The 19,832-nt window shown below is 67.1% G+C and carries 18 protein-coding genes, 2 pseudogenes and 1 riboswitch; of the genes and pseudogenes, 12 read left to right on the top strand and 8 right to left on the bottom strand.

Annotated features, from left to right (window positions below):
• Positions 1–311 precede the first annotated feature (311 nt).
• Positions 312–1,905 (bottom strand): annotated as a pseudogene (locus tag ACWDTF_RS01690) (Na+/H+ antiporter).
• A 35-nt stretch (positions 1,906–1,940) separates the two neighbouring features.
• Between ACWDTF_RS01690 and ACWDTF_RS01685 the strand changes: the two are divergent.
• The 4 genes and pseudogenes from ACWDTF_RS01685 to ACWDTF_RS01670 form a co-directional block, all read left to right on the top strand.
• Positions 1,941–2,282 (top strand): UBP-type zinc finger domain-containing protein, encoded by a 342-nt coding sequence (locus tag ACWDTF_RS01685; RefSeq protein WP_240859318.1) that lies wholly within the window; start codon positions 1,941–1,943, stop codon positions 2,280–2,282.
• Between the two features lie 25 nt (positions 2,283–2,307).
• Positions 2,308–4,143 (top strand): formate-dependent phosphoribosylglycinamide formyltransferase, encoded by a 1,836-nt coding sequence (gene purT, locus ACWDTF_RS01680; RefSeq protein ID WP_449753869.1) that lies wholly within the window; start codon positions 2,308–2,310, stop codon positions 4,141–4,143.
• A gap of 7 nt (positions 4,144–4,150) precedes the next feature.
• Positions 4,151–4,630: a DUF456 domain-containing protein gene (locus ACWDTF_RS01675; RefSeq protein ID WP_240859314.1), complete on the top strand. Its 480-nt coding sequence runs from the start codon at positions 4,151–4,153 to the stop codon at positions 4,628–4,630.
• Positions 4,624–5,178 (top strand): annotated as a pseudogene (locus tag ACWDTF_RS01670) (YoaK family protein); the annotation flags it as partial. The gene ACWDTF_RS01675 and the pseudogene ACWDTF_RS01670, both read left to right, overlap by 7 nt.
• On the opposite strand, the gene ACWDTF_RS01665 reads toward ACWDTF_RS01670, so the two are convergent.
• The 3 genes from ACWDTF_RS01665 to ACWDTF_RS01655 are packed head-to-tail and all read right to left on the bottom strand — an operon-like array spanning position 5,175 to position 8,109.
• Positions 5,175–6,023 (bottom strand): ABC transporter ATP-binding protein, encoded by an 849-nt coding sequence (locus ACWDTF_RS01665; protein WP_240859312.1) that lies wholly within the window; start codon positions 6,021–6,023, stop codon positions 5,175–5,177. The pseudogene ACWDTF_RS01670 and the gene ACWDTF_RS01665 sit on opposite strands and share 4 nt — an antisense overlap.
• Positions 6,020–7,108 (bottom strand): FecCD family ABC transporter permease, encoded by a 1,089-nt coding sequence (locus ACWDTF_RS01660; RefSeq protein ID WP_240859309.1) that lies wholly within the window; start codon positions 7,106–7,108, stop codon positions 6,020–6,022. The genes ACWDTF_RS01665 and ACWDTF_RS01660 overlap by 4 nt, the downstream gene beginning before the upstream one ends.
• Entirely contained in the window at positions 7,105–8,109 is a 1,005-nt protein-coding gene (locus ACWDTF_RS01655) for a FecCD family ABC transporter permease (protein ID WP_240859482.1), read from the bottom strand. The genes ACWDTF_RS01660 and ACWDTF_RS01655 overlap by 4 nt, the downstream gene beginning before the upstream one ends.
• Before the next feature lie 218 nt (positions 8,110–8,327).
• On the opposite strand from ACWDTF_RS01655, the gene ACWDTF_RS01650 reads away from it, so the two are divergent.
• Positions 8,328–8,777, top strand: coding sequence for a hypothetical protein (locus ACWDTF_RS01650; RefSeq protein WP_240859308.1), 450 nt, complete (start codon positions 8,328–8,330; stop codon positions 8,775–8,777).
• A gap of 122 nt (positions 8,778–8,899) precedes the next feature.
• On the opposite strand, the gene ACWDTF_RS01645 is transcribed toward ACWDTF_RS01650, so the two are convergent.
• The gene (locus ACWDTF_RS01645; RefSeq protein WP_355278596.1) at positions 8,900–10,297 is read right to left on the bottom strand and encodes an FAD-dependent oxidoreductase; all 1,398 of its coding nucleotides are present in this window, start codon (positions 10,295–10,297) and stop codon (positions 8,900–8,902) included.
• Between the two features lie 188 nt (positions 10,298–10,485).
• Here ACWDTF_RS01645 and ACWDTF_RS01640 point away from each other — a divergent pair, with 188 nt between their 5' ends.
• The 3 genes from ACWDTF_RS01640 to ACWDTF_RS01630 are packed head-to-tail and all read left to right on the top strand — an operon-like array spanning position 10,486 to position 12,612.
• Positions 10,486–10,962, top strand: a complete 477-nt coding sequence (locus ACWDTF_RS01640; protein WP_433256367.1) for an Rv0361 family membrane protein — start codon at positions 10,486–10,488, stop codon at positions 10,960–10,962.
• On the top strand, positions 10,959–11,372 hold the full coding sequence (locus ACWDTF_RS01635) for a rhodanese-like domain-containing protein (protein WP_433256365.1): 414 nt from the start codon (positions 10,959–10,961) through the stop codon (positions 11,370–11,372). The genes ACWDTF_RS01640 and ACWDTF_RS01635 overlap by 4 nt, the downstream gene beginning before the upstream one ends.
• Positions 11,373–11,406: 34 nt before the next feature.
• Positions 11,407–12,612 (top strand): O-succinylhomoserine sulfhydrylase, encoded by a 1,206-nt coding sequence (locus ACWDTF_RS01630; protein ID WP_433256363.1) that lies wholly within the window; start codon positions 11,407–11,409, stop codon positions 12,610–12,612.
• A gap of 153 nt (positions 12,613–12,765) precedes the next feature.
• Here the strand turns inward: ACWDTF_RS01630 and ACWDTF_RS01625 are convergent, their stop codons facing one another.
• The gene (locus ACWDTF_RS01625) at positions 12,766–13,830 is read right to left on the bottom strand and encodes an isochorismate synthase (protein ID WP_355278636.1); all 1,065 of its coding nucleotides are present in this window, start codon (positions 13,828–13,830) and stop codon (positions 12,766–12,768) included.
• Between the two features lie 112 nt (positions 13,831–13,942).
• Positions 13,943–14,057: riboswitch (SAM riboswitch) on the top strand.
• Positions 14,058–14,073: 16 nt separating this feature from the next.
• Between ACWDTF_RS01625 and ACWDTF_RS01620 the strand changes: the two genes are divergently transcribed.
• Together ACWDTF_RS01620 and ACWDTF_RS01615 are read left to right on the top strand one after the other, a co-directional pair.
• Complete coding sequence (locus tag ACWDTF_RS01620) at positions 14,074–15,342, top strand: aminotransferase class V-fold PLP-dependent enzyme (RefSeq protein WP_355278606.1); 1,269 nt, start codon at positions 14,074–14,076, stop codon at positions 15,340–15,342.
• Complete coding sequence (locus ACWDTF_RS01615) at positions 15,339–15,794, top strand: hypothetical protein (protein ID WP_355278609.1); 456 nt, start codon at positions 15,339–15,341, stop codon at positions 15,792–15,794. Before ACWDTF_RS01620 ends, ACWDTF_RS01615 begins: the two co-directional genes overlap by 4 nt.
• A gap of 108 nt (positions 15,795–15,902) precedes the next feature.
• On the opposite strand, the gene alc is transcribed toward ACWDTF_RS01615, so the two are convergent.
• A complete protein-coding gene (alc, locus tag ACWDTF_RS01610) occupies positions 15,903–16,883 on the bottom strand; it encodes an allantoicase (RefSeq protein ID WP_355278611.1) in 981 nt (326 codons plus the stop codon).
• A 170-nt stretch (positions 16,884–17,053) separates the two neighbouring features.
• Here alc and ACWDTF_RS01605 point away from each other — a divergent pair, with 170 nt between their 5' ends.
• Together ACWDTF_RS01605 and ACWDTF_RS01600 are read left to right on the top strand one after the other, a co-directional pair.
• On the top strand, positions 17,054–17,527 hold the full coding sequence (locus ACWDTF_RS01605) for a MarR family transcriptional regulator (protein ID WP_433256359.1): 474 nt from the start codon (positions 17,054–17,056) through the stop codon (positions 17,525–17,527).
• Entirely contained in the window at positions 17,524–19,200 is a 1,677-nt protein-coding gene (locus ACWDTF_RS01600; protein ID WP_355278617.1) for an MDR family MFS transporter, read from the top strand. Before ACWDTF_RS01605 ends, ACWDTF_RS01600 begins: the two co-directional genes overlap by 4 nt.
• Before the next feature lie 10 nt (positions 19,201–19,210).
• Here ACWDTF_RS01600 and ACWDTF_RS01595 read toward each other — a convergent pair whose 3' ends face one another.
• Positions 19,211–19,723 (bottom strand): inorganic diphosphatase, encoded by a 513-nt coding sequence (locus ACWDTF_RS01595; RefSeq protein WP_355278619.1) that lies wholly within the window; start codon positions 19,721–19,723, stop codon positions 19,211–19,213.
• Positions 19,724–19,832 lie beyond the last annotated feature (109 nt).

The following is a 19,832-nucleotide window of genomic DNA, read 5'->3' as shown; positions in this document are numbered from 1 at the left end:
GCAAATAGGCGGCCCGGAGCCTCCGCGCGGCCGGCGCCCGCGACAACTGGAGCCGAATCGGAGAACGCGAGTGCTGCAGCACTCGCGTTCTCCAACTCAACTCGAGTTCTCGCAGGACGACGCGAGAAATGGCCAGACCGAAGCCCAAGCCGCGCCCGACTTGGGCGGTGATGTGCCATGGGTGGCCTCAGACCACACCCTGTGCCGAGTCGGGTCAACCGTGTGCTGCAGCACACAGATTCTCCAACAGGACACAGAGTGTCGGGAGCGACGCCTCGGCAGGCTGAATTTGCCCAGGTCATCGGTCGTGCTCACGCCTCGCGATCGACTTGCGCTTCGGCGAAGTCCAACTGACGCAGTGCCATTCGGAGGACCTCGTCGCCGATGCGGCCGGCGGCGTGTTCGTCGATGAAGACCGACCGCTGGACTTTGAGGACGTCGAGGCGCATGCGGGCACCGGCGGCGGTGGGGCTCTCGCCAATGGTCTCGGGTCCGCGGCCGAGTTCTTCCCACGCCGAATTGCGTTGGGTGGTGACCCATTTGCGGAGCATCATCACCTGGAGTCGTCGGGGGTCGTCGTCACCGATGTCGGCGGCGTACCCGTCGAGGACCTGCTCGGCCTCGCGGCTCGCCCGGTCCTGCGCGGCCGCGTAGGCCAGACGATCGGCGGACTCGTCGTCCGTCGACACCCCGAGGCGCCGGATCACCCACGGCAGCGTGGTGCCCTGGATCAGCAGGGTGCCGATCACCACCACAAAGGTGAGGAACAGAATCTCGGGCCGGCCTGGGAAATCCTCACCGGTCTGCTCCACCGTCAATGGGATGGCGAAGGCCGCGGCAAGCGAGACCACGCCGCGCATACCCGACCACGCCACCACGAACACCCACCCAGGCGGCGGAATGCCCTCGCGGGCACGGATCTTCGCCGAGAACAATCGCGGCAGGTAGGTGGCCGGATACACCCAGACGAATCGGATCAGGATGGTGGCGGCCAGCACTGCCGCTGCATCGATGGACACCTGCACCCACGACTCGCCGGACAAACCCTCGATCAGGAAGGGCATCTGCAGTCCGATGAGCAGGAAGACGAACGCCTCGAGGATCGCGTCGATCGACTTGCGGACCGCCTCGTCCTGCAGGCGGGTTGCGTAACCCGCACGGACCGAACGCGATCCGAGGAACAGTCCGGCGGTGACCACCGCGATGACACCCGACGCGTGGGCCTCCTCCGCGGCGAAATACGTCGCGAACGACACCATGATCCCGATCGCCGTCTCCATCGGCGGATCGTCGAGCCAGGTGCGCAGCCACGACACCGCGAACCCGATAACCAGCCCGATCACCACCCCGCCCACGGCCGCGAGAGCAAACATCGCCAGCCCTTCGGCAAGGCTTGCGGTGGCGCCGACCGCGACCACCGCGATCCGGAACGCGGTCAGCGCGGTCGCGTCGTTCAACAGGCTCTCACCGCCCAGCAGCGTCATGATCCGACGCGGCAACCCGAGACGCCGCCCGATCGCCTGCGCCGACACCGCGTCGGGCGGCGCGACGACCGCACCGAGCACCAGTGGCGGCAGCGAGCGGCAGATTCGGTACGGTCCAATACGCGACGAGCCCCACCACCAGTGTCGTGAACAGCGGCAGCCCGACGGCGAGCAGTCCGATCGCCCGCCGATTGGCGCGGATGGCCTGGTAAGAGCTGTCCTGGGCGGCCGAGTAGAGCAGCGGCGGCAAGATCAGGAACAGCACCAGGTCGGGTTCGAGCATCACCTCGGGCATGCCGGGGATCCACCCCACGGCGAGACCGACCGTGACCAGGACCAGCGGGGCCGACAACCCGTACCGGCGGCACAGCGCCGCGATGGGTACCGCGGCGACCGCGACGAGCAGCAGCTCAGGACTCACCCGTCGAACACTAGTGGGCGGGGATAATGGCGGCCATGCGTATTTTCGGCAGGCAACGACCCAGCCGTTCGGGAGCGGACTCCGGCACTGCCTCGGCGGCACGGTGTCCGGAGCTCGGCGAGATCGGAGTCGACGCGGGCACCGACCCGGCGCCCCGGACCGGAGACTCTCGGGTGTGCGAAGGCTGCGTCGCGCTCGGCGAGGATCATTGGGCGCACCTGCGTATGTGCTTGACTTGCGGACATGTGGGTTGCTGCGACTCCAGCCCCCGCCGTCACGCGACCGGGCATTTCGAGGCGACCGGGCATCCGGTCATGCGTTCGGCAGAGCCCGGCGAGGCGTGGCGCTGGTGCTACATCCATGAGGTGATGGGATGACAGACGGGGAACGTAGGATTTGAGGATGACGTCGAACAGCGACAGCGTCGTACCGGACGCGCATGGCGAAGGCTGGGTCGAGCCGACCGCACACCCCGCCGAGCCGCCCGCGCCAAACCTGGTCAAGCCGGCTGCGGAACAGGCCACGCCGGCAGCGGACGCCCCCAAGCCCGTCGAGGACTCGGGTGAGCCGGAGAGCCGCGTCGGTCCGCCCGACGTCATCGGCACACCACTGAGCCCGACGGCGACCAAGGTGATGGTCCTCGGTGCCGGCGAACTCGGCAAAGAGCTGGTCATCGCCTTCCAGCGACTTGGTGTCGAGGTTGTCGCCGTCGACCGGTACGCCGACGCGCCGGGCCACCAGGTCGCACATCACGCCGAGGTCATCGACATGACCGACCCGGACGCGGTGCTCGCGCTGATCGACAAGCACAAGCCCGCCTACGTCGTCCCGGAGATCGAGGCGATCGCCACCGACGCCCTGGTCAGCGCCGCCGAACGCGGACTCACCGAGGTCATCCCCACCGCGTCGGCCGTGGTCGCGACGATGAACCGCGAAGGCATCCGACGGCTTGCCGACGAGGAACTCGGGCTGCCGACGTCGCCCTATCTGTTCGCCGACACGCTCGACGAACTGCGGGTCGCGGCCGAACAGATCGGGTACCCGTGCGTGGTCAAGCCGGTGATGTCGTCGTCGGGCAAGGGGCAGTCGGTGGTGAAGACGCCCGGCGATCTGGCGGCAGCGTGGGAGACCGCGGCCACCGGCGGCCGGGTGCGCAGCGAGCGCGTCATCGTCGAAGGTTTCATCGAGTTCGACTACGAGATCACGCTGCTGACGGTCCGCTGCGTCGACCCGAAGACCGGTCGCCTCACCACCGCGTTCTGCGCGCCGATCGGACACCGGCAGATCAACGGCGACTACGTCGAGAGCTGGCAGCCGCACGATATGAGCGCCGACGCGCAGGCCGCGGCGACGTCGATCGCCGCCCGCATCGCCACCGGCCTGGGTGACGGAAAGCTCGGTGGCCGTGGGATTTTCGGTGTCGAACTGTTCGTCAAGGGCGACGACGTCTACTTCTCGGAAGTCAGTCCGCGCCCCCACGACACCGGCCTGGTGACGATGGCGACGCAGCGTCTGTCCGAGTTCGAGATGCACGCACGCGCGATCCTCGGCTTGCCGGTCGACGTCACGCTCGCCTCGCCAGGCGCCTCCGCGGTGATCTACGGCCAACTCGACCAGCCGGCGATCGGCTACGAGAACGTCGCCGTGGCACTCACCGTGCCCGAGACCGACATCCGGCTCTTCGGCAAGCCGGAGAGTTTCCACCGCAGGCGGATGGGCGTGGTCACGGCCACCGCCGACGATGTGGCGACGGCTCGCGAACGTGCGGTCCGCGCGGCGTCGATCGTGTCGCCGGTCGCGGGTCGGCCTGCGCAGCGCCGAGTGCCGCAACCCCCGAAGCCGAACCCCCCGAAGCCGACCGCCCAGAACCCGAGCCCCCCGAACCTGAACCCACCGCCGCGTCCCGCGGGAGGACCACCGCCCGGTGCCGGCCAGCCCGGCCCGCCGCCGGGAGTTCGCGTGCCCGGCCCGCCGCCGGGAGCTCGTCCACCCGGACCGCCGCCGGGGGCTCGTCCACCCGGACCGCCGCCGGGGGCTCGTCCGCCCGGTCCGCCGCCCGCGCGCGGATCGGCTCCGCAAGGATCGCCGCCCGGGTCACGTCCGGGACCACCCCGGCCACCGGGCCCGCCGCCTCGTCCGGCTGCACCCGTCGGGCTGAGCAAGGACAGCAGCGGCAAGGAGGGCAGGGACGCCCGGGAGCCTGCACCGGCCGACGGGCCGCAAACCCCGGTCGACTGACGCCGACGTGCCCCTTTACGGAGAGTTGATCGTCGCTGCGGTGATCCTCGTCGGACTGGTCGGCATCGTGATCCCGGTGCTGCCCGGCACCTTGCTCGTCGGTGGCGCGATCCTGGTCTGGGCGATCATCGTCGGTGGCGCGGCGTGGGCGGTCTTCGCGATTGTGGCCGTGGTCCTTGCCGTCGGCGAGGTCGTCAAGTACTTCCTCGCTGGTCGCACTCTGCGCTCGGGTGGTATCCCCAACATCACCGTCATCGTCGGCGGTCTCGCCGCCATCGTCGGGTTCTTCGTGATCCCGCTCGTCGGACTGTTCGTCGGGTTCATCATCGGCGCCGCCGCCACCGAACTGATCCGCACCCGCGATGGCGCGGCGGCCTGGCGGGGGACCATCGCGGCCAGCAAGGCGGCGGCCGTGACGATCGGTATCGAGTTGGTGGCAGCGCTCATCGCGACCGGAATCTGGACCGCCGGCGCATTCACATGGTGAGAGCGTCGCTCGCCGGTCCGGTGGCGTGCGTGCTCCTGCTGGTGGCCGGCTTTGTCGACGCGATCGCATTCGTCTTTCTCAACGGCAACTTCGTCTCGTTCATGTCGGGCAACACCACGGTTCTCGGCGCGGCACCGAGTCGGGGGCTGTGGAGCGAGGCCGCCCTCTGCATGACGCTCATCGTGCTGTTCTTTTGCGGCGTCCTGGGTGGGTCGGTGTACAACCGGCGGACGCGACGCTCACCGGTACCGATGCTGGGACTGGTCACGCTGGGACTCGCGCTGGCGGCCGTGGTGGCCGAGCTCGGGGCCGGCACCGCCGCGATGCTGATCGTGACGGTGGCCGCGGGGCTGATCAACACCGTGTTCGAGCGCGACCACCTGCGGCACGGCCTCACCTACGTCACCGGCACGCTGGTGAGCGCCGCCCGACAACTCGCCGACGCGGTGACCGCCGAACCTGGCGAGCGCAACCATCGGGCCTGGCTCGCGAGTATCGGGATGTGGTTCCTGCTGGCACTCGGGGCGGTCGCGGGCGGATTCGCCTACCGATGGATCGCGTTGGGGGCCTTGTACATTCCGGTGGCGCTGCTGGCCGTCGCACTGTTGGCAGTGGGGCTGCTGAGCGGAACGATCAACGGTCCCCCCGACACCGGGTCGGTCATCACGTGAGCACGCAGCCCGAAGGCGTCGTCCAGCAGTTCGGCGTCGATGACGTCGTCGGGTGTTCCTTGGGTGGCGATAGCGCCGTCCTTCATGACCAGCAGTGAATCCGAGTATCGCGCAGCAAGATTGAGGTCGTGCAGCACCATGACGACGGTCTTGCCGTGGTCGGCCTTCAAGGTCGCGACGAGATCCAGGATGTCCACCGAATGGGCGAGATCGAGGTAGGTCGTCGGTTCGTCGAGCAGGAGCAGGTCGGTGCCCTGGGCCAGAGTCAGGGCGATCCACACCCGTTGGCGCTGACCGCCCGAGAGCGCGTCGAGGGTGCGATCGGCGAGGTCGGTGGTGTTGGTCAGTTCCATCGCCTGCGACACCGCGGCCTCGTCCTCCGACGACGCCTGGGAGTACCAGCGCTGATGCGGATGCCGACCGCGGCGGACCAGCTCGGCAACCGTGAGTCCTTCCGGCGCAACGGGATTCTGCGGCAGGATGCCCAGCGTACGGGCGACCTGCTTGGGGCGGACCCGGTTGATGTCGACGTCGTCGAGGTACACCGTCCCCGCCCGTGGCGGCAAGAGGCGGGCCAGGCAGCGTAGCAACGTCGACTTCCCGCAGCCGTTGGCGCCGATGAGCGTGGTGATCTGGTGGTCGGGGATCGCGAGGTCGAGGTCGGAGATCACGACGCGATCGTCGTAGCCGACCGAGAGATGTTCGGCGCGTAGGCGACTCATGTGGTGGCCTTTCGGGACATGGTGACCATCAGGTAGATGAGGAACGGGCCGCCGAGTGCGGCGGTGACGATGCCGACGGGCAGCCCGTCCAGCCCGGGTACGCCGATCCGGCACAGCAGATCACCGCCGAGCACCAGAGCCGAGCCCAGCAGCCCCGAGGCGAGCGGAGTGGGGACCGCGGTCCCGGTCAGGCGCATCGCGATCTGTGGGGCGAGCAGCGCGACAAAGGCGATCGGGCCCGCCGCCGACACCGACAGCGCGGTCACCCCGACAGCGACGAGCAGGATGGTCGTCGACATCGCGGTGGTGCGGACACCGAGTGCGCGAGCGAGGTCGGGTCCGAGGGACAGTGCGTCGATCTGCCGGGACAGCAGCGCCACGATGACGATGCCGACCGCCAGGCCGCCGGCGACCGGCCACACCTGCGACCACGTCGCACCCGACACCGACCCGACCAGCCACACCTGCGCGTTGGCGACGTCGTTGATCTCGGCGCGGGTGAGCAGGAAGCTGGTCAGTGCCTGCAGCATCCACGTCATGCCGACACCGATGAGCACGAGCCGGAACGGGCTGATGCCGTGATTCGACCGTCGGCCCGGCCAGGCCAGCAGGTACATCGCGACCGCCGTGGCAAGGGCGCCGATCAGCGCCGACGTCGGGACGCCGAGATCGGCGAACCAGGCACCCCAGCTGGTGGAGAAGGCGATCGCCGCCACGGCTGCCGCGCTCGCCCCTGCGGTGATGCCCAGGATGTCGGGGGTCGCGAGGGGATTCTGCGCGATGAGCTGCGTGAGTGAGCCGCACATGCCCAGCCCGAAGCCGACGAGCAGCGCGACGAGGGCGCGGGGCAGCGTCACGTCGAAGACGATCACGTTCTCGATGCGACGTCCGCCGCCGAGCAGGATGCGAGCCACGTCGATCGGGGTGAGCGGGAAGTCGCTGACGCCGATGCTGGTGAGGAACAACAGCAGGGTGAGTGCCGCCAGCACCGTGGTGACCAGCACCATCCGCGGTCGGATCAGCCACGACGCCTCGACGCGACGCGGCGTGGGCAGCGTGACCGCGAGCCGGACCGGTTTCGTCATACGCTCGCCAGCTTCTGTTTGCGGACCATGTACATCAGGAACGGCGCGCCGACGAAGGCGAGCATGATGCCCACCTGCACTTCTGCGGGCCGCGCCACGACGCGGCCGAGGATGTCGCAGCCGAGCAGCAGGATCGCGCCGAGGAGCGCGGAGTAGGGGATGATCCAGCGGTAGTCGGATCCGGTGAACACGCGTGCGATGTGCGGGGTCACAAGACCGAGGAACACGATCGGCCCACACGCTGCCGTCGCTGCACCGATGAGCAGGGTGATCGCCAGGATGCCGATGCCCCGGATCACCGCGACCCGCGACCCCAGGGCACGCGTCATGTCGTCGCCGAGGCTCAGCACGTTGAGGAAGAACCCGCTGGCCAACGCCAGGACGAGCCCGACCACGATGAACGGCAGGCTCGCCCAGAACACGTCCATGCCGCGTCCGGCGGTGGCGCCGACGCTCCAGAAGCGCCACGCATCAAGCGAATTCGAGTCGACCAGCACGATCGCCGACGTTATGGCGGTCAGCATCGCAGTCAGCCCGGTGCCGGCCAGCACCAGTGTCAACGGGCTGGCACCGGACAGTGCCGACAAACCGAACACCGCGGCGGCCGCCACCACCGCGCCGATCAGACCGAACATCATGAACGCGATCGGGCTCTGGATGTTCAGCACGTAGATACCCCCGACGACGGCGCATGCGGCACCCGCGTTGACGCCCAGCATGCCGGGGTCGGCGATCGGGTTGCGCGTGTGCCCCTGGGTGATGGCCCCAGCGGCTCCGATCGCGAGGCCGACGACGAGCCCGAGCAGGGTGCGCGGAATCCGGAGGTCCCAGACGATGTCGTCGAGGTCGTCGTTGCGCTCGATCGCAGGCATGCGGAAGTGCGTCACGGCGTCCCAGATCTGCGCACCACCGGCAGAAAAGCTGTCCCACACCGATCCGATCGGTGTGACGCGCGTCCCAACGGCGACCGACAAAAACAGCAGCGCCGCCAATACGGCCATGAGCAGGGGAATTCCCGCAATTCGGCGCACGAAGGGTCACCTTACCAACCGTCGAAATCCGCGTATGCAACCGAGAACGAACAAATTTCACTTGCGTAACAAACGTCACAGAAGACTGGGATTTGGCTGAGGTGTGAGTAACGATTCGCCCAGTGTTGGTCGATAGTCCGGGTACACCGCGACCGAGGAGGACGGTCGCCGAACGAGGAAGGTAGTCGATGAGAACCACTCTCAAACGAGCAACCACTGCGGCGATGGTCGCCGCGGGTGTGGCGGCCGGGACTCTCGCAGGCACGGGGGCATCGCAGGCAGCGACGCCGGGCGATCTGCAGATCACCGGCAGCGTCGAATGCCACTTCGGCCAGTGGGGGCAGCCGTGGAACAAGGCGTGGTACATGTACCGCTGGATGACCGTCCGCAACATCGGCGGCAGCACCATGCACAACGTCAATCTCCACGAGATCAACGGCAAATCCGTCTACATCAAGGAGCTCAAGCCCGGACAGACGATGTCCAAGTGGAGCAAGAAGGACAACCGCTGGATTCGACCCATCGAGACCCGCTGGACCGGTTGCTTCCCGAGCTCGATCTCCGGGTACACGATCGGCGCGGAGGCCGAGAACCTGGCCAACAACTTCGGGTACTGGCGAAACGACCGAACGATCTGACAGTTCGAGAACAGGCCATGCGCCTGGTGAGGTGACGGGCAGGACGCACCCGAAACACCCGCCGACGCAACAGAAAAGAGCGGCGACCGATGGATTCCCGGTCGCCGCTCTTTTGCGCTTTGCTAGGCCGTGGGCCGCGACACCTTGTCGGGCTCCGATGCGGCAAGCATGTCCTCACGCTCGACGACCTTGACGCGTTCGCGTCCTTCGGCCGCACCCAGTGCGCGCTCGTGCTCGTCGAGGCGGTACCAGCCGTCCCAGGTGGTGAACGGGATGCTCTTGGACTCGAGCAGCTTGATGACGGCGTCCTCGGAAGGGTTGGCCGGGTTGAGCAAGGCGTCGTTGGTCATGTCTTCGAGGATGCAGTCGACGGTCTCGTTCGCGTCGCCCTTGGTGTGGCCGATGAGGCCCACCGGACCGCGCTTGACCCAGCCGGTGGTGTAGATGCCGGTGAGCTGAGCACCCTCGTCGAAGACGCGTCCGGCCTCGTTGGGGATGACGCCGGCCTGCGTGTCGAACGGGATCTGCGGCAGGTTGTCCGACAGGTAGCCGACGGCCCGGTAGACCGCGCCGAGGTCCCAGTCGGTCATCTTGCCGGTCGGCTTGACGTTGCCGGTGCCGTCGAGCTGGGTGCGCTCGGTGCGCAGGCCGACGACCTTGCCGTCCTCGCCGAGGATCTCGACGGGATTCTCGAAGAAGTGCAGGAACAGCTTGTGGATGGCGCCCTGCTTGGGGTCGCGGATCGCGTAGTTCTCGATGATCGTGGCGACCTGGTCGGTGATCTTCGAACCACGGCGTGCGACGGCAGAACCCTCGTCGTACTCGATGTCCTCGGGGCTGACGACGACCTCGATGTTGGGCGAGTGGTCGAGTTCCTTGAGTTCGAGCGGGGTGAACTTGGCCTGCGCAGGTCCGCGTCGGCCGAACACGTGCACCTCGATGGCCTTGTTGGCCTTGAGGCCCTCGTAGACGTTGGCCGGGATCTCCGTCGGCAGTAGCTCGTCACCGGTCTTGGCCAGCACGCGTGCGACGTCGAGGGCGACGTTGCCGACGCCGATGACGGCGACCTTCTCCTGATCCAGCGGCCAGGTGCGCGGGAAGTCGGGGTGACCGTCGTACCAGGCCACGAACTGTGCGGCGCCGTAGCTGCCGTCGAGGTCGATGCCGGGGATGTCGAGGGCGCGGTCGTCGGTGGCACCGGTCGAGAAGATCATCGCGTCGTAGTGGTCGCGAAGCTCGTCGAGCGTGATGTCGGTGCCGTAGTCGATGTTGCCGAGCAGGCGGACCTGCGGCTTGTCGAGGACCTTGTGTAGTGCGGTGATGATGCCCTTGATGCGGGGGTGGTCGGGCGCGACGCCGTACCGGATCAGGCCGAACGGTGCCGGCATGCGCTCATACAGGTCGATGCTGACGCCGCGTTCCTTGGCGGTGTCGGACTTCATCAGGGCGTCGGCAGCGTAGATCCCGGCGGGCCCTGCGCCAACAATGGCGACCCGTAGTGGTCGGCTCTGGTCGGTCATCTCGGAGGCGTTCCTCGTTGTCGGTGGTGGCCGGTGCGAACGTGTCCGGCTGTGGTTATCCCTTCTACGGTAGGCGCTGGGACGTCACACCCCAAAATCTCTGTGAGGGTCACCTCACTTCCAAGCCGACGATCGGCGCCCGATGACCGTGCGATCGGACACAGATGTGGTGTCGATAGGATTGCCGCGTGTCAAAGCAGGTGAAGCCCGAGCCGATCGAGGAGGAGCCGGCCCCGAAGTCCTGGCGGAATGCGTGGCCGTTCTTCGTCGCGCTCGGCGCGGTGGTCCTGCTCGTCGGTGGGGTCGCGTTGTCGTATCTGTTCCGACCTGCGGAGGACCGGGCCAGTGAGACGGCCCAGGTGCAGTACGCGATCAACGATTTCTACACCGCACGCAACGGCGCGAACTACGCGGCGTATCGGGAGCACACGTGCGCGGCTGACCTCGCGTCGCCGGAGTTCATCACCGAGCAGGCGTTCGTCGCACAGAATCAGGACCTCAAGGACAACCCGATCCAGATCCCGGAGATCACCGACCTGACGGTCGAAGGTGACCGTGCCACCGCGCAAGTACATTGGCATCGCAAGGACTCATCCGACAAGGTGACCACGACGCCGACGATCGTGGTGCGCGAGAACGGCGAGTGGAAGGTGTGCAGCTCGTGACCTATGCAGGAGACCTGACCCCGCAGCAGGCCTGGGAGAAGTTGGAGAACAATCCCAAGGCCGTGCTGGTGGACTGTCGAACTCAGGCCGAGTGGTCCTTCGTCGGTGTGCCCGACCTCGAAATCCTGGGCAAGCGAACCATTTTCGTCGAATGGAACACCTTTCCGAACGGCGCGCACAACGAATCGTTCGTCGCCGAACTGCGCGATGCCGGCATCGCCGACGACCACGAGGTCATCTTCCTGTGCCGGTCGGGTCATCGATCGATCGGCGCCGCGGAGGCCGCGACCGCCGACGGGGTGGCGCTCGCCTACAACGTGCTCGACGGATTCGAGGGTGCGTTGGACGAGAACGATCATCGGGGGCAGGTCGGTTGGCGCGCCCAGAATCTTCCGTGGAGGCAGTCGTGAGTGAGCTGGCCGACCATAGGGACCGGAGGCAGTCGTGAGTGAGTTTTTCGAGCTACCTGATGGGGTGTCGCCGCAGACCGTCGCGGTTCGGGGTGGTCTGGCGCGGTCGGGGTTCTTCGAGACCTCGGAGGCGATGTACCTCACCAGCGGCTACGTCTACGACTCGGCGGAGGCGGCCGAGCGGGCGTTCACCGGTGAGGACGAGCGATTTGTCTACTCGCGCTACGGAAATCCGACGGTCGCGATGTTCCAGGAGCGGCTGCGTCTGCTCGACGGCGCCGAGGCGTGTTTCGCGACGGCCAGCGGCATGGCCGCGGTGTTCGTCGCGCTGGGTGCGCTGCTGAAGACCGGTGACCGACTGGTGGCGGCCCGCAGTCTGTTCGGGTCGTGCTTCGTGGTCTGCAACGAGATCCTGCCGCGGTGGGGTATCGAGACGGTCTTCGTCGACGGCGAGGACCTCGACCAGTGGGAGCAGGCGCTGTCGGTACCGACCGACGCGGTGTTCTTCGAGACCCCGTCGAACCCGATGCAGGTGCTCGTCGACGTGGAGAAGGTGTCGGAGATGGCGCATGCGGCCGGCGCAAAGGTGGTGCTGGACAACGTCTTCGCCACACCGCTCCTTCAGCGCGGCCTGGATCTCGGGGCCGACGTCATCGTCTACTCCGCGACCAAGCACATCGATGGCCAAGGCCGCGTGATGGGCGGCGCGGTCCTCGGCACCAAGGAGTACATCGACGGACCCGTGCAGACGCTGATGCGTCACACCGGCCCGGCCATGAGCCCGTTCAACGCGTGGACCCTGGTCAAGGGACTTGAGACCATGCAGCTGCGCCTCGACGCGTCGGTCGCTTCGGCGCTGCGGGTCGCCGAATTCCTGGAGCGCGACACCCGCGTCCGGTGGGTGAAATACCCGTTCCTGCAATCACATCCGCAGTACGACCTCGCGAAGTCGCAAATGGGTGGCGGTGGCACCGTGGTGACCTTCGAGCTCAACGACCGCTCCGGCGTCGACGGCAAGAAGCGCGCATTCGAGGTGCTCAACGGCCTGCACATCATCGACATCTCCAACAACCTCGGAGACTCGAAGTCGCTGATCACGCACCCGGCAACCACCACTCATCGTGCGATGGGACCGGAAGGGCGTGCGGCGATCGGACTCGGCGACTCGGTGGTGCGACTGTCGGTCGGGCTAGAGGGCACCGACGATCTCATCGAAGACCTCGACCGCGCGTTGGGCTGACGCGGTCCGCCCGGCCTGCTCCTGAATACCGCCCCGCATTTCCGCCCTGGCGAACGGTGTCGTCGACGATATGTCAACGGGTCGTCTGCCTCGGGCGGATTTCCGGTGCAGGTTTCGGTGGGCGGATTTCAGAGGGCCAAGCCTGTGGCGCGATCAGCCGTAGTCACCGACACCGAGCGCGTTCAGAACGGTGCGCAGTTTGACGGCCGTCTCGTCCAGTTCGGCCTGCGGGTCGGAGTCGGCGACGATGCCGCCACCCGCCCAGGTGCGAAGGTGCCGGTGGTCGGCGGCCAGTTCGAGGCACCGGATGGTGACCATCCACTCGCCGTCGCCGTGCGCGTCGCACCAGCCGAGCGCGCCGGCGTAGAAGCCTCGATCACCTTCGATCTCCCGAATCATCTCTGCCGCAACATCACTCGGTGTGCCGCACACCGCTGGTGTCGGGCCGAGGAGTAGCGCGAGGTCGAGGGCGGTGGTCGCCGGGTCACGCAGTGTCGCACGGATCGGCGTGGCCAGATGCCACAATTCCCCGGTAGAACTGATCTCGGGTTCCGGCGGTGCGTCGACGTGGTCGCAGAGCTGGGCCAGTCGTTCGCGGATGTGGTCGACGACGAAGGCGTGCTCGGCGCGGTCCTTGGCAGACGCGGCGAGTCGCTCGGCGGCGGCGGCGTCTGCGGTCGGGTCGTCCGACCGCGGCGCCGACCCGGCATACGGATGACACGTGACCTCGCGACCGTGCTTGCGCAACAACATCTCTGGGCTTGCGCCGAGCAACCATGCGCCGGTGCCGAGGTCGACGGCGAATGCGTTGTGCCCGGCATTGCCGCCCGCGAACACCTCGACCAGCTCGCCAGGGTCTACCGGCGGATCGACCTCGAGGTCGACTCGTCGGGCCAACACCACCTTGTCGACCTCGCCGGCGACGATGCTCTTGATCGCGTTCGCGACCCGGTCGCGGTGTTCGGCGGCGTCCGGGTGAAAACTCTGGGCGACCACGGTCCGTGGCGTCGCGGGTCGACCGCCCAGCGGTGCGTCGTCGAAGTCGAGCCGGTTCGGTGCGACGAGGGCTACTGCGTCGTGTGGGTCGAAACCGATGGCCCCGGTCAGCGACCTGATCTGGCCCGATCGCAATGCGGCCGACGCGGCGTCGACCTCGGTGAATCGCCGCGCTACGCCGTGGGCGCGCACGGTGCCACGGGGTCGGGAGAGGACGAACACGGTCGGGTCGGTCGGCTGCACTCCCTCACGCTACCGAGTGAGTGCACCCCTATTTCCGCTCACGCTGAGTGAAAATTGACACCCCTGGGCCTCGTCGGTCACTCTTGGTGCAGGTCATGAGTGCCAGTGACAAGCCCCGGCTCGCTGGTCGGCAACCCTCCTCCGTTGGTGGGGTGCTCCGGGTGACGACCTGGCCGTTTTCGACGTGAACGCGGCAAGCACGGATTCCTAGGAGTATTTGCCATGACTGCTGTCCTTCCTGTCGCTCGCGAGACACGCTTCGACGTCGCTGCCGCGGCACCCGTCGTCGGCGCCGACACGTGCGTGCCCCTGATCACCGGCGAGAGCATTCGCTACGCGAACCTCGACTACGCCGCGAGTGCACCCGCGCTGACCTCGGTCGCCGACGCCGTGACGCGCTCGCTGTCTGAGTACGCCAGCGTCCACCGCGGTGCCGGCTACCTGTCGCAGCTCAGCACCACCCGCTACGAGGAGTCGCGCGAGACCGTGCGCCGATTCCTGCGGGGCCGCACCGACGACACCGTCGTGTTCACCCGCAACACCACCGACGCCATCAACCTGGCCGCGCATATCACCCCGGGCGACGTGGTGGTCCTCGACATCGAGCACCACGCGAACCTGCTGCCGTGGACCACGCCGCTCGATCCGGCCACTCGTGTGCGGGGTCGGGTGGTCGAGGCGTGCGACACCATCGCCGACACGCTGATAGCGCTCGAGGCCGAATTGGCGTCGAAACCCGCTGCACTGCTTGCCGTCACGGCCGCGTCGAATGTGACCGGAGAGGTGCTGCCGATTGGACGCCTCGCGTCGATCGCCCATCGTCACGGCGCGCGGATCCTGGTCGACGCCGCGCAACTGGTTGCGCACCAGCCGATCTCGATCGTCAGCCACGGCATCGACTATCTAGTCTTCTCCGGACACAAGACCTACGCGCCGTTCGGTGCGGGTGTGCTCATCGGGCGCCCGGACTGGTTCGACGCGGCAACGCCGTATCTCGCCGGCGGTGGTGCCACCCGCGACGTCTCCGCGGGTGGCGTCACCGCAACGTGGCACACCGGCCCGGCCCGCCACGAGGCGGGATCACCGAATGTGCTGGGCGCCATCGCGATCGCGGCAGCGTGTGACGCTTTGACCGAACTCGGCCCCGAAACGATAGGCCTGCACGACGAGACGCTCCGGGCCCGACTCGATGACGGCCTGGCCGCCATCGACGGCGTCACGCCTTTGCGCATCTTCGACGATTCGCGCAATCGGGTCGGCATCGCGGGTTTCGTCGTCGACGGGGTGCCGCCGCGCGTCGTCGCCGAATACCTGAGCGACCACCACGGCATCGGTGTGCGCGACGGAAAGTTCTGTGCCCATCCGCTTCTGAAGCGCTTGGGTCATCCCGAGGGTGCTGTTCGCGCGAGCTTCGGCTTGGGGACCACCACCGAAGACATCGATCGACTGCTCGACGCACTCACCGAATTCACAGGGGGACAACGGAAATGACCATCACCACGCCCGCCCGGTCCACTGTCAGCATCGGTCGTCCGGCGTTGCGAGTCGCCGTCGCGGGCGACGACGTGGCCCAGTCGCTGCCGATCGTCGTGCGGCGAGAGTTGTTACGGGAGGCCCAGCGTGCGCGTTCGCTGCTGCGATCCGGGACCCACGATCCCGCGAACTTCGCTGTGGCACTGGAGGTCGAGGTGGCCATAGCCCCGACGCCTGCGTCCGCGCGGGCCGCGGTCGCACACGCCGACGCCACGCGTGACGAGTCGGCGTCGGAGACAATCCGCTACGTGGGCACCGCACACGGACTGACCACACTGATCCGCGACATCTACGCCGCCGAGGTCGCCGACGCGGTGATCCTGGTGCCGATCGACGGGTCGGCCACGGCGCGCCGCGTCCGCGAACAGGTGTTGCCGTACTTCGCCGAGGAGCGTCGTCGGGTCGCCTGAGGGGTTCCGCTGTAGGCAATCTGTACCTGGGAGCGCCACCACGTGCACTGTGCAGCTGACGCGCCTCCCGCGTACAGATTTCCGACGGGGAGACGGAGCTCTCGGTGCTCAGGCCTCGCCACGTTCCCATTGTTCGATGAGCCGTGCCTGCGATTCGTCGGTGAGCGTGCCGTAGAGCTTGAACCGGGCCATCCCGCCGTCGGGGTAGATGTCCATGCGGGCCTCGGTCATGGGGCGGTCGAGGTCGAGGACGAAGCGGTGCCGGGTGTCGGGCTGGAGTTCGGTGCGGGGCAGCACCTCGAACCATTCGCCGTCGCCGTCGCGTCCGCGCACCATCGCCGACCCCGGCGCGTTGCCGAGGAAGTAGCTGGTGTCGAGTTCGACGAGACTCACCAGTCCCTGCCCGGCCAGGCGCACCTGCACCCAGTCGTTGCCCTCGTCGCGTCGACGAGAGGTCTCCCAGCCCTCACCCATGTGCCGCGCCCGGCCGGGCATCAGGAGGTTGTTGGGGGAGCTGTAGAACATGTTGGAGCAGGCCGTGATCAGGCCACCGTTCTCCAGCGCGGCCAGATCGAAGTGTCCATAACGGAAGAAGTGTGGGTCGGGCACACCCCGACCGTGCACTCGGAAACGTGCGACACCGCCGTCGGGATGCATGGTGAGCCGGACGTGGGTGAAGCGATTGGTGGCGTCGACCTTGAACGGGTTGCGCGTGTCACCGTCGACCGCCTGCTTCTCGACGATGGTCACCCACTCGGTGTCCTCGACCAGTTGCTCCGCCGACACCACGCCCTCGACCGCGGCCGCCTCGACGGAGATGAACGGCGGATAGTTGCCCTTGAACCACGAGGTGTCGACGACCACGCCGTACACCACGCCGGGCGCCCCGAGCCGGACGATCGCCTGGTCGACGCCGGTACGACGCCGACGACGTGTCTCCCAGCCGTCGTAGACCTGTCCTTTGTGGCCAAAGGTCGCCGGTTGGTACTGCGCAGGCGGTGTCTTGATGAGGTTCTGGCTCTCGGCGAACAGGTCGTCGTTGGTCCAGACCACCGCGCCGCCCAGGTCTCGAAGTGCCAGGTCGGGCATCGACGTGAAATGTGGGCGGGAACCTGACGGAATCGGCGGCGGCTGAGGGGTCACGGGTTCCGATCTTATAGAGGCATTTGCCTGGGCTGCCTCCCGAGCGCATACTTGCCACGCGCAACTAATTGCGGTCAGAAACTAGTTGCATCCGATAATGATTCGAGGAGGCCGAGATGCTCGACGACGCTCCCATCGACGAACTCTTCGACACCCTCGCCCGCTATCTGCGTATCCGCGACCGAGCCGTGCACACCACGTTCCGCACGCCCGACGGGGAGTTCGAGACAGCTGCGTACAAGGCCCTGTTCCATCTGGCGAGGCAGTCGATGCGGTCGCGGGAGGTCGCGGAATCCCTGCGCGCCGATCCGTCGACCGTCAGCCGATACGTCGCGCAACTCGTCGATCAGGGATTGATCCGCCGTGAGGCCGACCCCGACGACGGCCGCGCCACGCTCCTGGTCATCACCGACGCCGGACGCGACCGCGTGGACCTGATGCGGACGATGCGGCGCGATGCGATGAACAACGCCATGGGCGACTGGACCAACGACGAACTGCGGACCCTGGTGAGCCTGCTCGGCCGGTTTGTGGATGCCGCGGAGAAGGCGATCGCCCCCGCACAGGACTGCACGGAAGGACGCCGATGAGCGAGCAAACCGAGACGGCCGGAGTCGGACTGACGCACCGCCAGATCCTGACGATCCTCGCCGGGCTCATGATGGGCATGTTCCTCGCCGCGCTCGACCAGACGATCGTGTCGACGGCCATCCGCACCATCGCCGACGATCTCCAGGGCTACGACCTGCAGGCCTGGGTGACCACCGCCTACCTGGTCACCTCGACCATCGTGACGCCGCTCTACGGCAAGCTCTCGGACCTGTACGGGCGCAAACCCTTCTTCCTGCTTGCCATCTCGATCTTCATCGTCGGATCGCTGTTGTGCAGCATGGCCACGTCGATGTACGAGCTGGCGGCCTTCCGGGCCCTGCAAGGTCTGGGTGCGGGCGGCCTGTTCACGTTGGCGCTCACCACGATCGGCGACATCGTGCCGCCGCGCGAACGGGCCAAGTACCAGGGCTACTTCCTCGCCGTGTTCGGCACGTCGAGCGTGCTGGGTCCGGTGCTCGGCGGGTTCTTCGCCGGTCAGTCGGAGATCCTGTGGGTATCCGGCTGGCGTTGGGTGTTCCTGGTCAACGTGCCGATCGGCATCATCGCGCTCGGTGTGGTCTACAAGGTGCTCAACTACGACCAGCAGAAGGGCACCGGTGGGCGCACCGACTATTGGGGCGCAACAGCGCTCGCGGTCGCCGTCGCACCGCTGCTCATCGTCGCCGAACAGGGTCGTGAGTGGGGTTGGACGTCGGGCCTGGCGTTCCTCTGCTACGGCATCGGAGCGGCCGGCGTCGCGGCGTTCATCTGGATCGAACACACCATGGGCGACGACGCGCTGATTCCGTTGCGCGTGTTCAACAATCGGGTGTTCACCCAAGGCGTCATGATCTCGGTGGTGGTCGGCGCGGTGATGTTCGGCGGTATCTCCATGCTGCCGCAGTACTTCCAGGTCCTGCGCGGATCGAGCCCGATGGTGGCCGGACTGCAGATGCTGCCGATGGTGCTCGGCCTGATGACCGGCTCGATCATCTCCGGCCAATTGATCTCGCGGACAGGCCGTTACAAGATCTTCCCGATCATCGGTTCGATCATGATCACCGTGATGACGTTCCTGCTGCACACCGTCGGCGTCGACACCCCGATCGCGATCGTGATGGCCTATGCCTTTGGCCTCGGGTTCGGGCTGGGCAACATGATGCAACCCATCATGCTGGCCATGCAGAACATCTTGGCGCCCAAGGACATGGGCATGGCCACCGGGACGGCAACCTTCTTCCGTCAGATCGGCGGCACGCTCGGCGTCGCGGTGTTCTTCTCGATGCTGTTCTCCCTCATGGGGCCCAACATCAAGGACGAAATGGTCACCGCCGCACAGACTCCCGAGTACCGGGCGGCCGTCGTCGAAGCCGCTGAGAGCGACGACCCGCAGGTCAGCGGGTTCGCGAAGTCGTTGATCGCTGCGTCGGAGAATCCTGGTGCGTCATCGTCGTCGGAGAGCGTCATGTCGGACACGTCGGTGATCGAGAAACTGCCACCCGAACTCGGCGACCCGATCAAACGCGGCTTCGCCGATTCGATGGACACGGTGTTCCTGGCCGTCTCGATCATGTCGATCCTGGCTGTCATCGGCACCATCACCTGGCGCGAGCTACCGCTGCGATCGGGGAAGCCGATCGGACGACCGGAATCGGCGCCCGCCGCGGGGTAGGTCGAGACGCTCAGCCGCGCGACGGCTCGTTGGCCTGCTCGGCGTGCTCGGCGAGACGGTCGATGGCCTCTTGGGCAACCTTCTCGGCCTCGGCCCTGCCGACCCAGCCGCCCGGCTGAACCTCTTTGCCGGGTTCGAGGTCCTTGTAGTGCTCGAAGAAGTGGGAGATCGGGCCGAGCTCGTACTCGGAGACGTCGTTGATGTCCTGGATGTGATCCCAGCGGACGTCGCCCGCAGGGACGCACAGCAGCTTGTCGTCGCCGCCGGCCTCGTCGGTCATCGTGTACATGCCGACGATGCGCGCCCGCACGATGATGCCGGGGAACACGGACTCGGGGAGCAGCACCATCGCGTCGAGCGGGTCACCGTCCTCGCCGAGGGTGTTGTCGATGTACCCGTAGTCGGCGGGGTAGCCCATCGAGGTGTACAGGTACCGGTCGAGGTAGACCTTGCCGGTCTCGTGGTCGACCTCGTACTTGTTGCGGCCACCCTTGGGGATCTCGATGGTCACATCGAATTCCACGGTTCCTCCTGGCAGTCTTGATCGTGATTGATTCGGCGTCCGACGTGCTCGAGCGGGCGCGCGCGGGCTCAACGATACTGTTAGACCCAACGCACCGTTGCACCGACCG

Source organism: Gordonia sp. NPDC003422 (assembly GCF_053588675.1).
The sequence above is the reverse complement of the archived record's forward strand: the minus strand, read 5'-3'. Positions and strand labels throughout refer to the sequence as shown.

Excerpts from the sequence above, each read along its gene's own strand:
- ACWDTF_RS01685 (WP_240859318.1), top strand. The coding sequence starts at position 1,941 with ATGCGTATTTTCGGCAGGCAACGACCCAGCCGTTCGGGAGCGGACTCC.
- purT (WP_449753869.1), top strand. The coding sequence starts at position 2,308 with ATGACGTCGAACAGCGACAGCGTCGTACCGGACGCGCATGGCGAAGGC.
- ACWDTF_RS01665 (WP_240859312.1), bottom strand. The coding sequence starts at position 6,023 with ATGAGTCGCCTACGCGCCGAACATCTCTCGGTCGGCTACGACGATCGC.
- ACWDTF_RS01660 (WP_240859309.1), bottom strand. The coding sequence starts at position 7,108 with ATGACGAAACCGGTCCGGCTCGCGGTCACGCTGCCCACGCCGCGTCGC.
- ACWDTF_RS01655 (WP_240859482.1), bottom strand. The coding sequence starts at position 8,109 with ATGGCCGTATTGGCGGCGCTGCTGTTTTTGTCGGTCGCCGTTGGGACG.
- ACWDTF_RS01650 (WP_240859308.1), top strand. The coding sequence starts at position 8,328 with ATGAGAACCACTCTCAAACGAGCAACCACTGCGGCGATGGTCGCCGCG.
- ACWDTF_RS01645 (WP_355278596.1), bottom strand. The coding sequence starts at position 10,297 with ATGACCGACCAGAGCCGACCACTACGGGTCGCCATTGTTGGCGCAGGG.
- ACWDTF_RS01620 (WP_355278606.1), top strand. The coding sequence starts at position 14,074 with ATGACTGCTGTCCTTCCTGTCGCTCGCGAGACACGCTTCGACGTCGCT.
- ACWDTF_RS01615 (WP_355278609.1), top strand. The coding sequence starts at position 15,339 with ATGACCATCACCACGCCCGCCCGGTCCACTGTCAGCATCGGTCGTCCG.
- alc (WP_355278611.1), bottom strand. The coding sequence starts at position 16,883 with ATGCCCGACCTGGCACTTCGAGACCTGGGCGGCGCGGTGGTCTGGACC.
- ACWDTF_RS01605 (WP_433256359.1), top strand. The coding sequence starts at position 17,054 with ATGCTCGACGACGCTCCCATCGACGAACTCTTCGACACCCTCGCCCGC.
- ACWDTF_RS01600 (WP_355278617.1), top strand. The coding sequence starts at position 17,524 with ATGAGCGAGCAAACCGAGACGGCCGGAGTCGGACTGACGCACCGCCAG.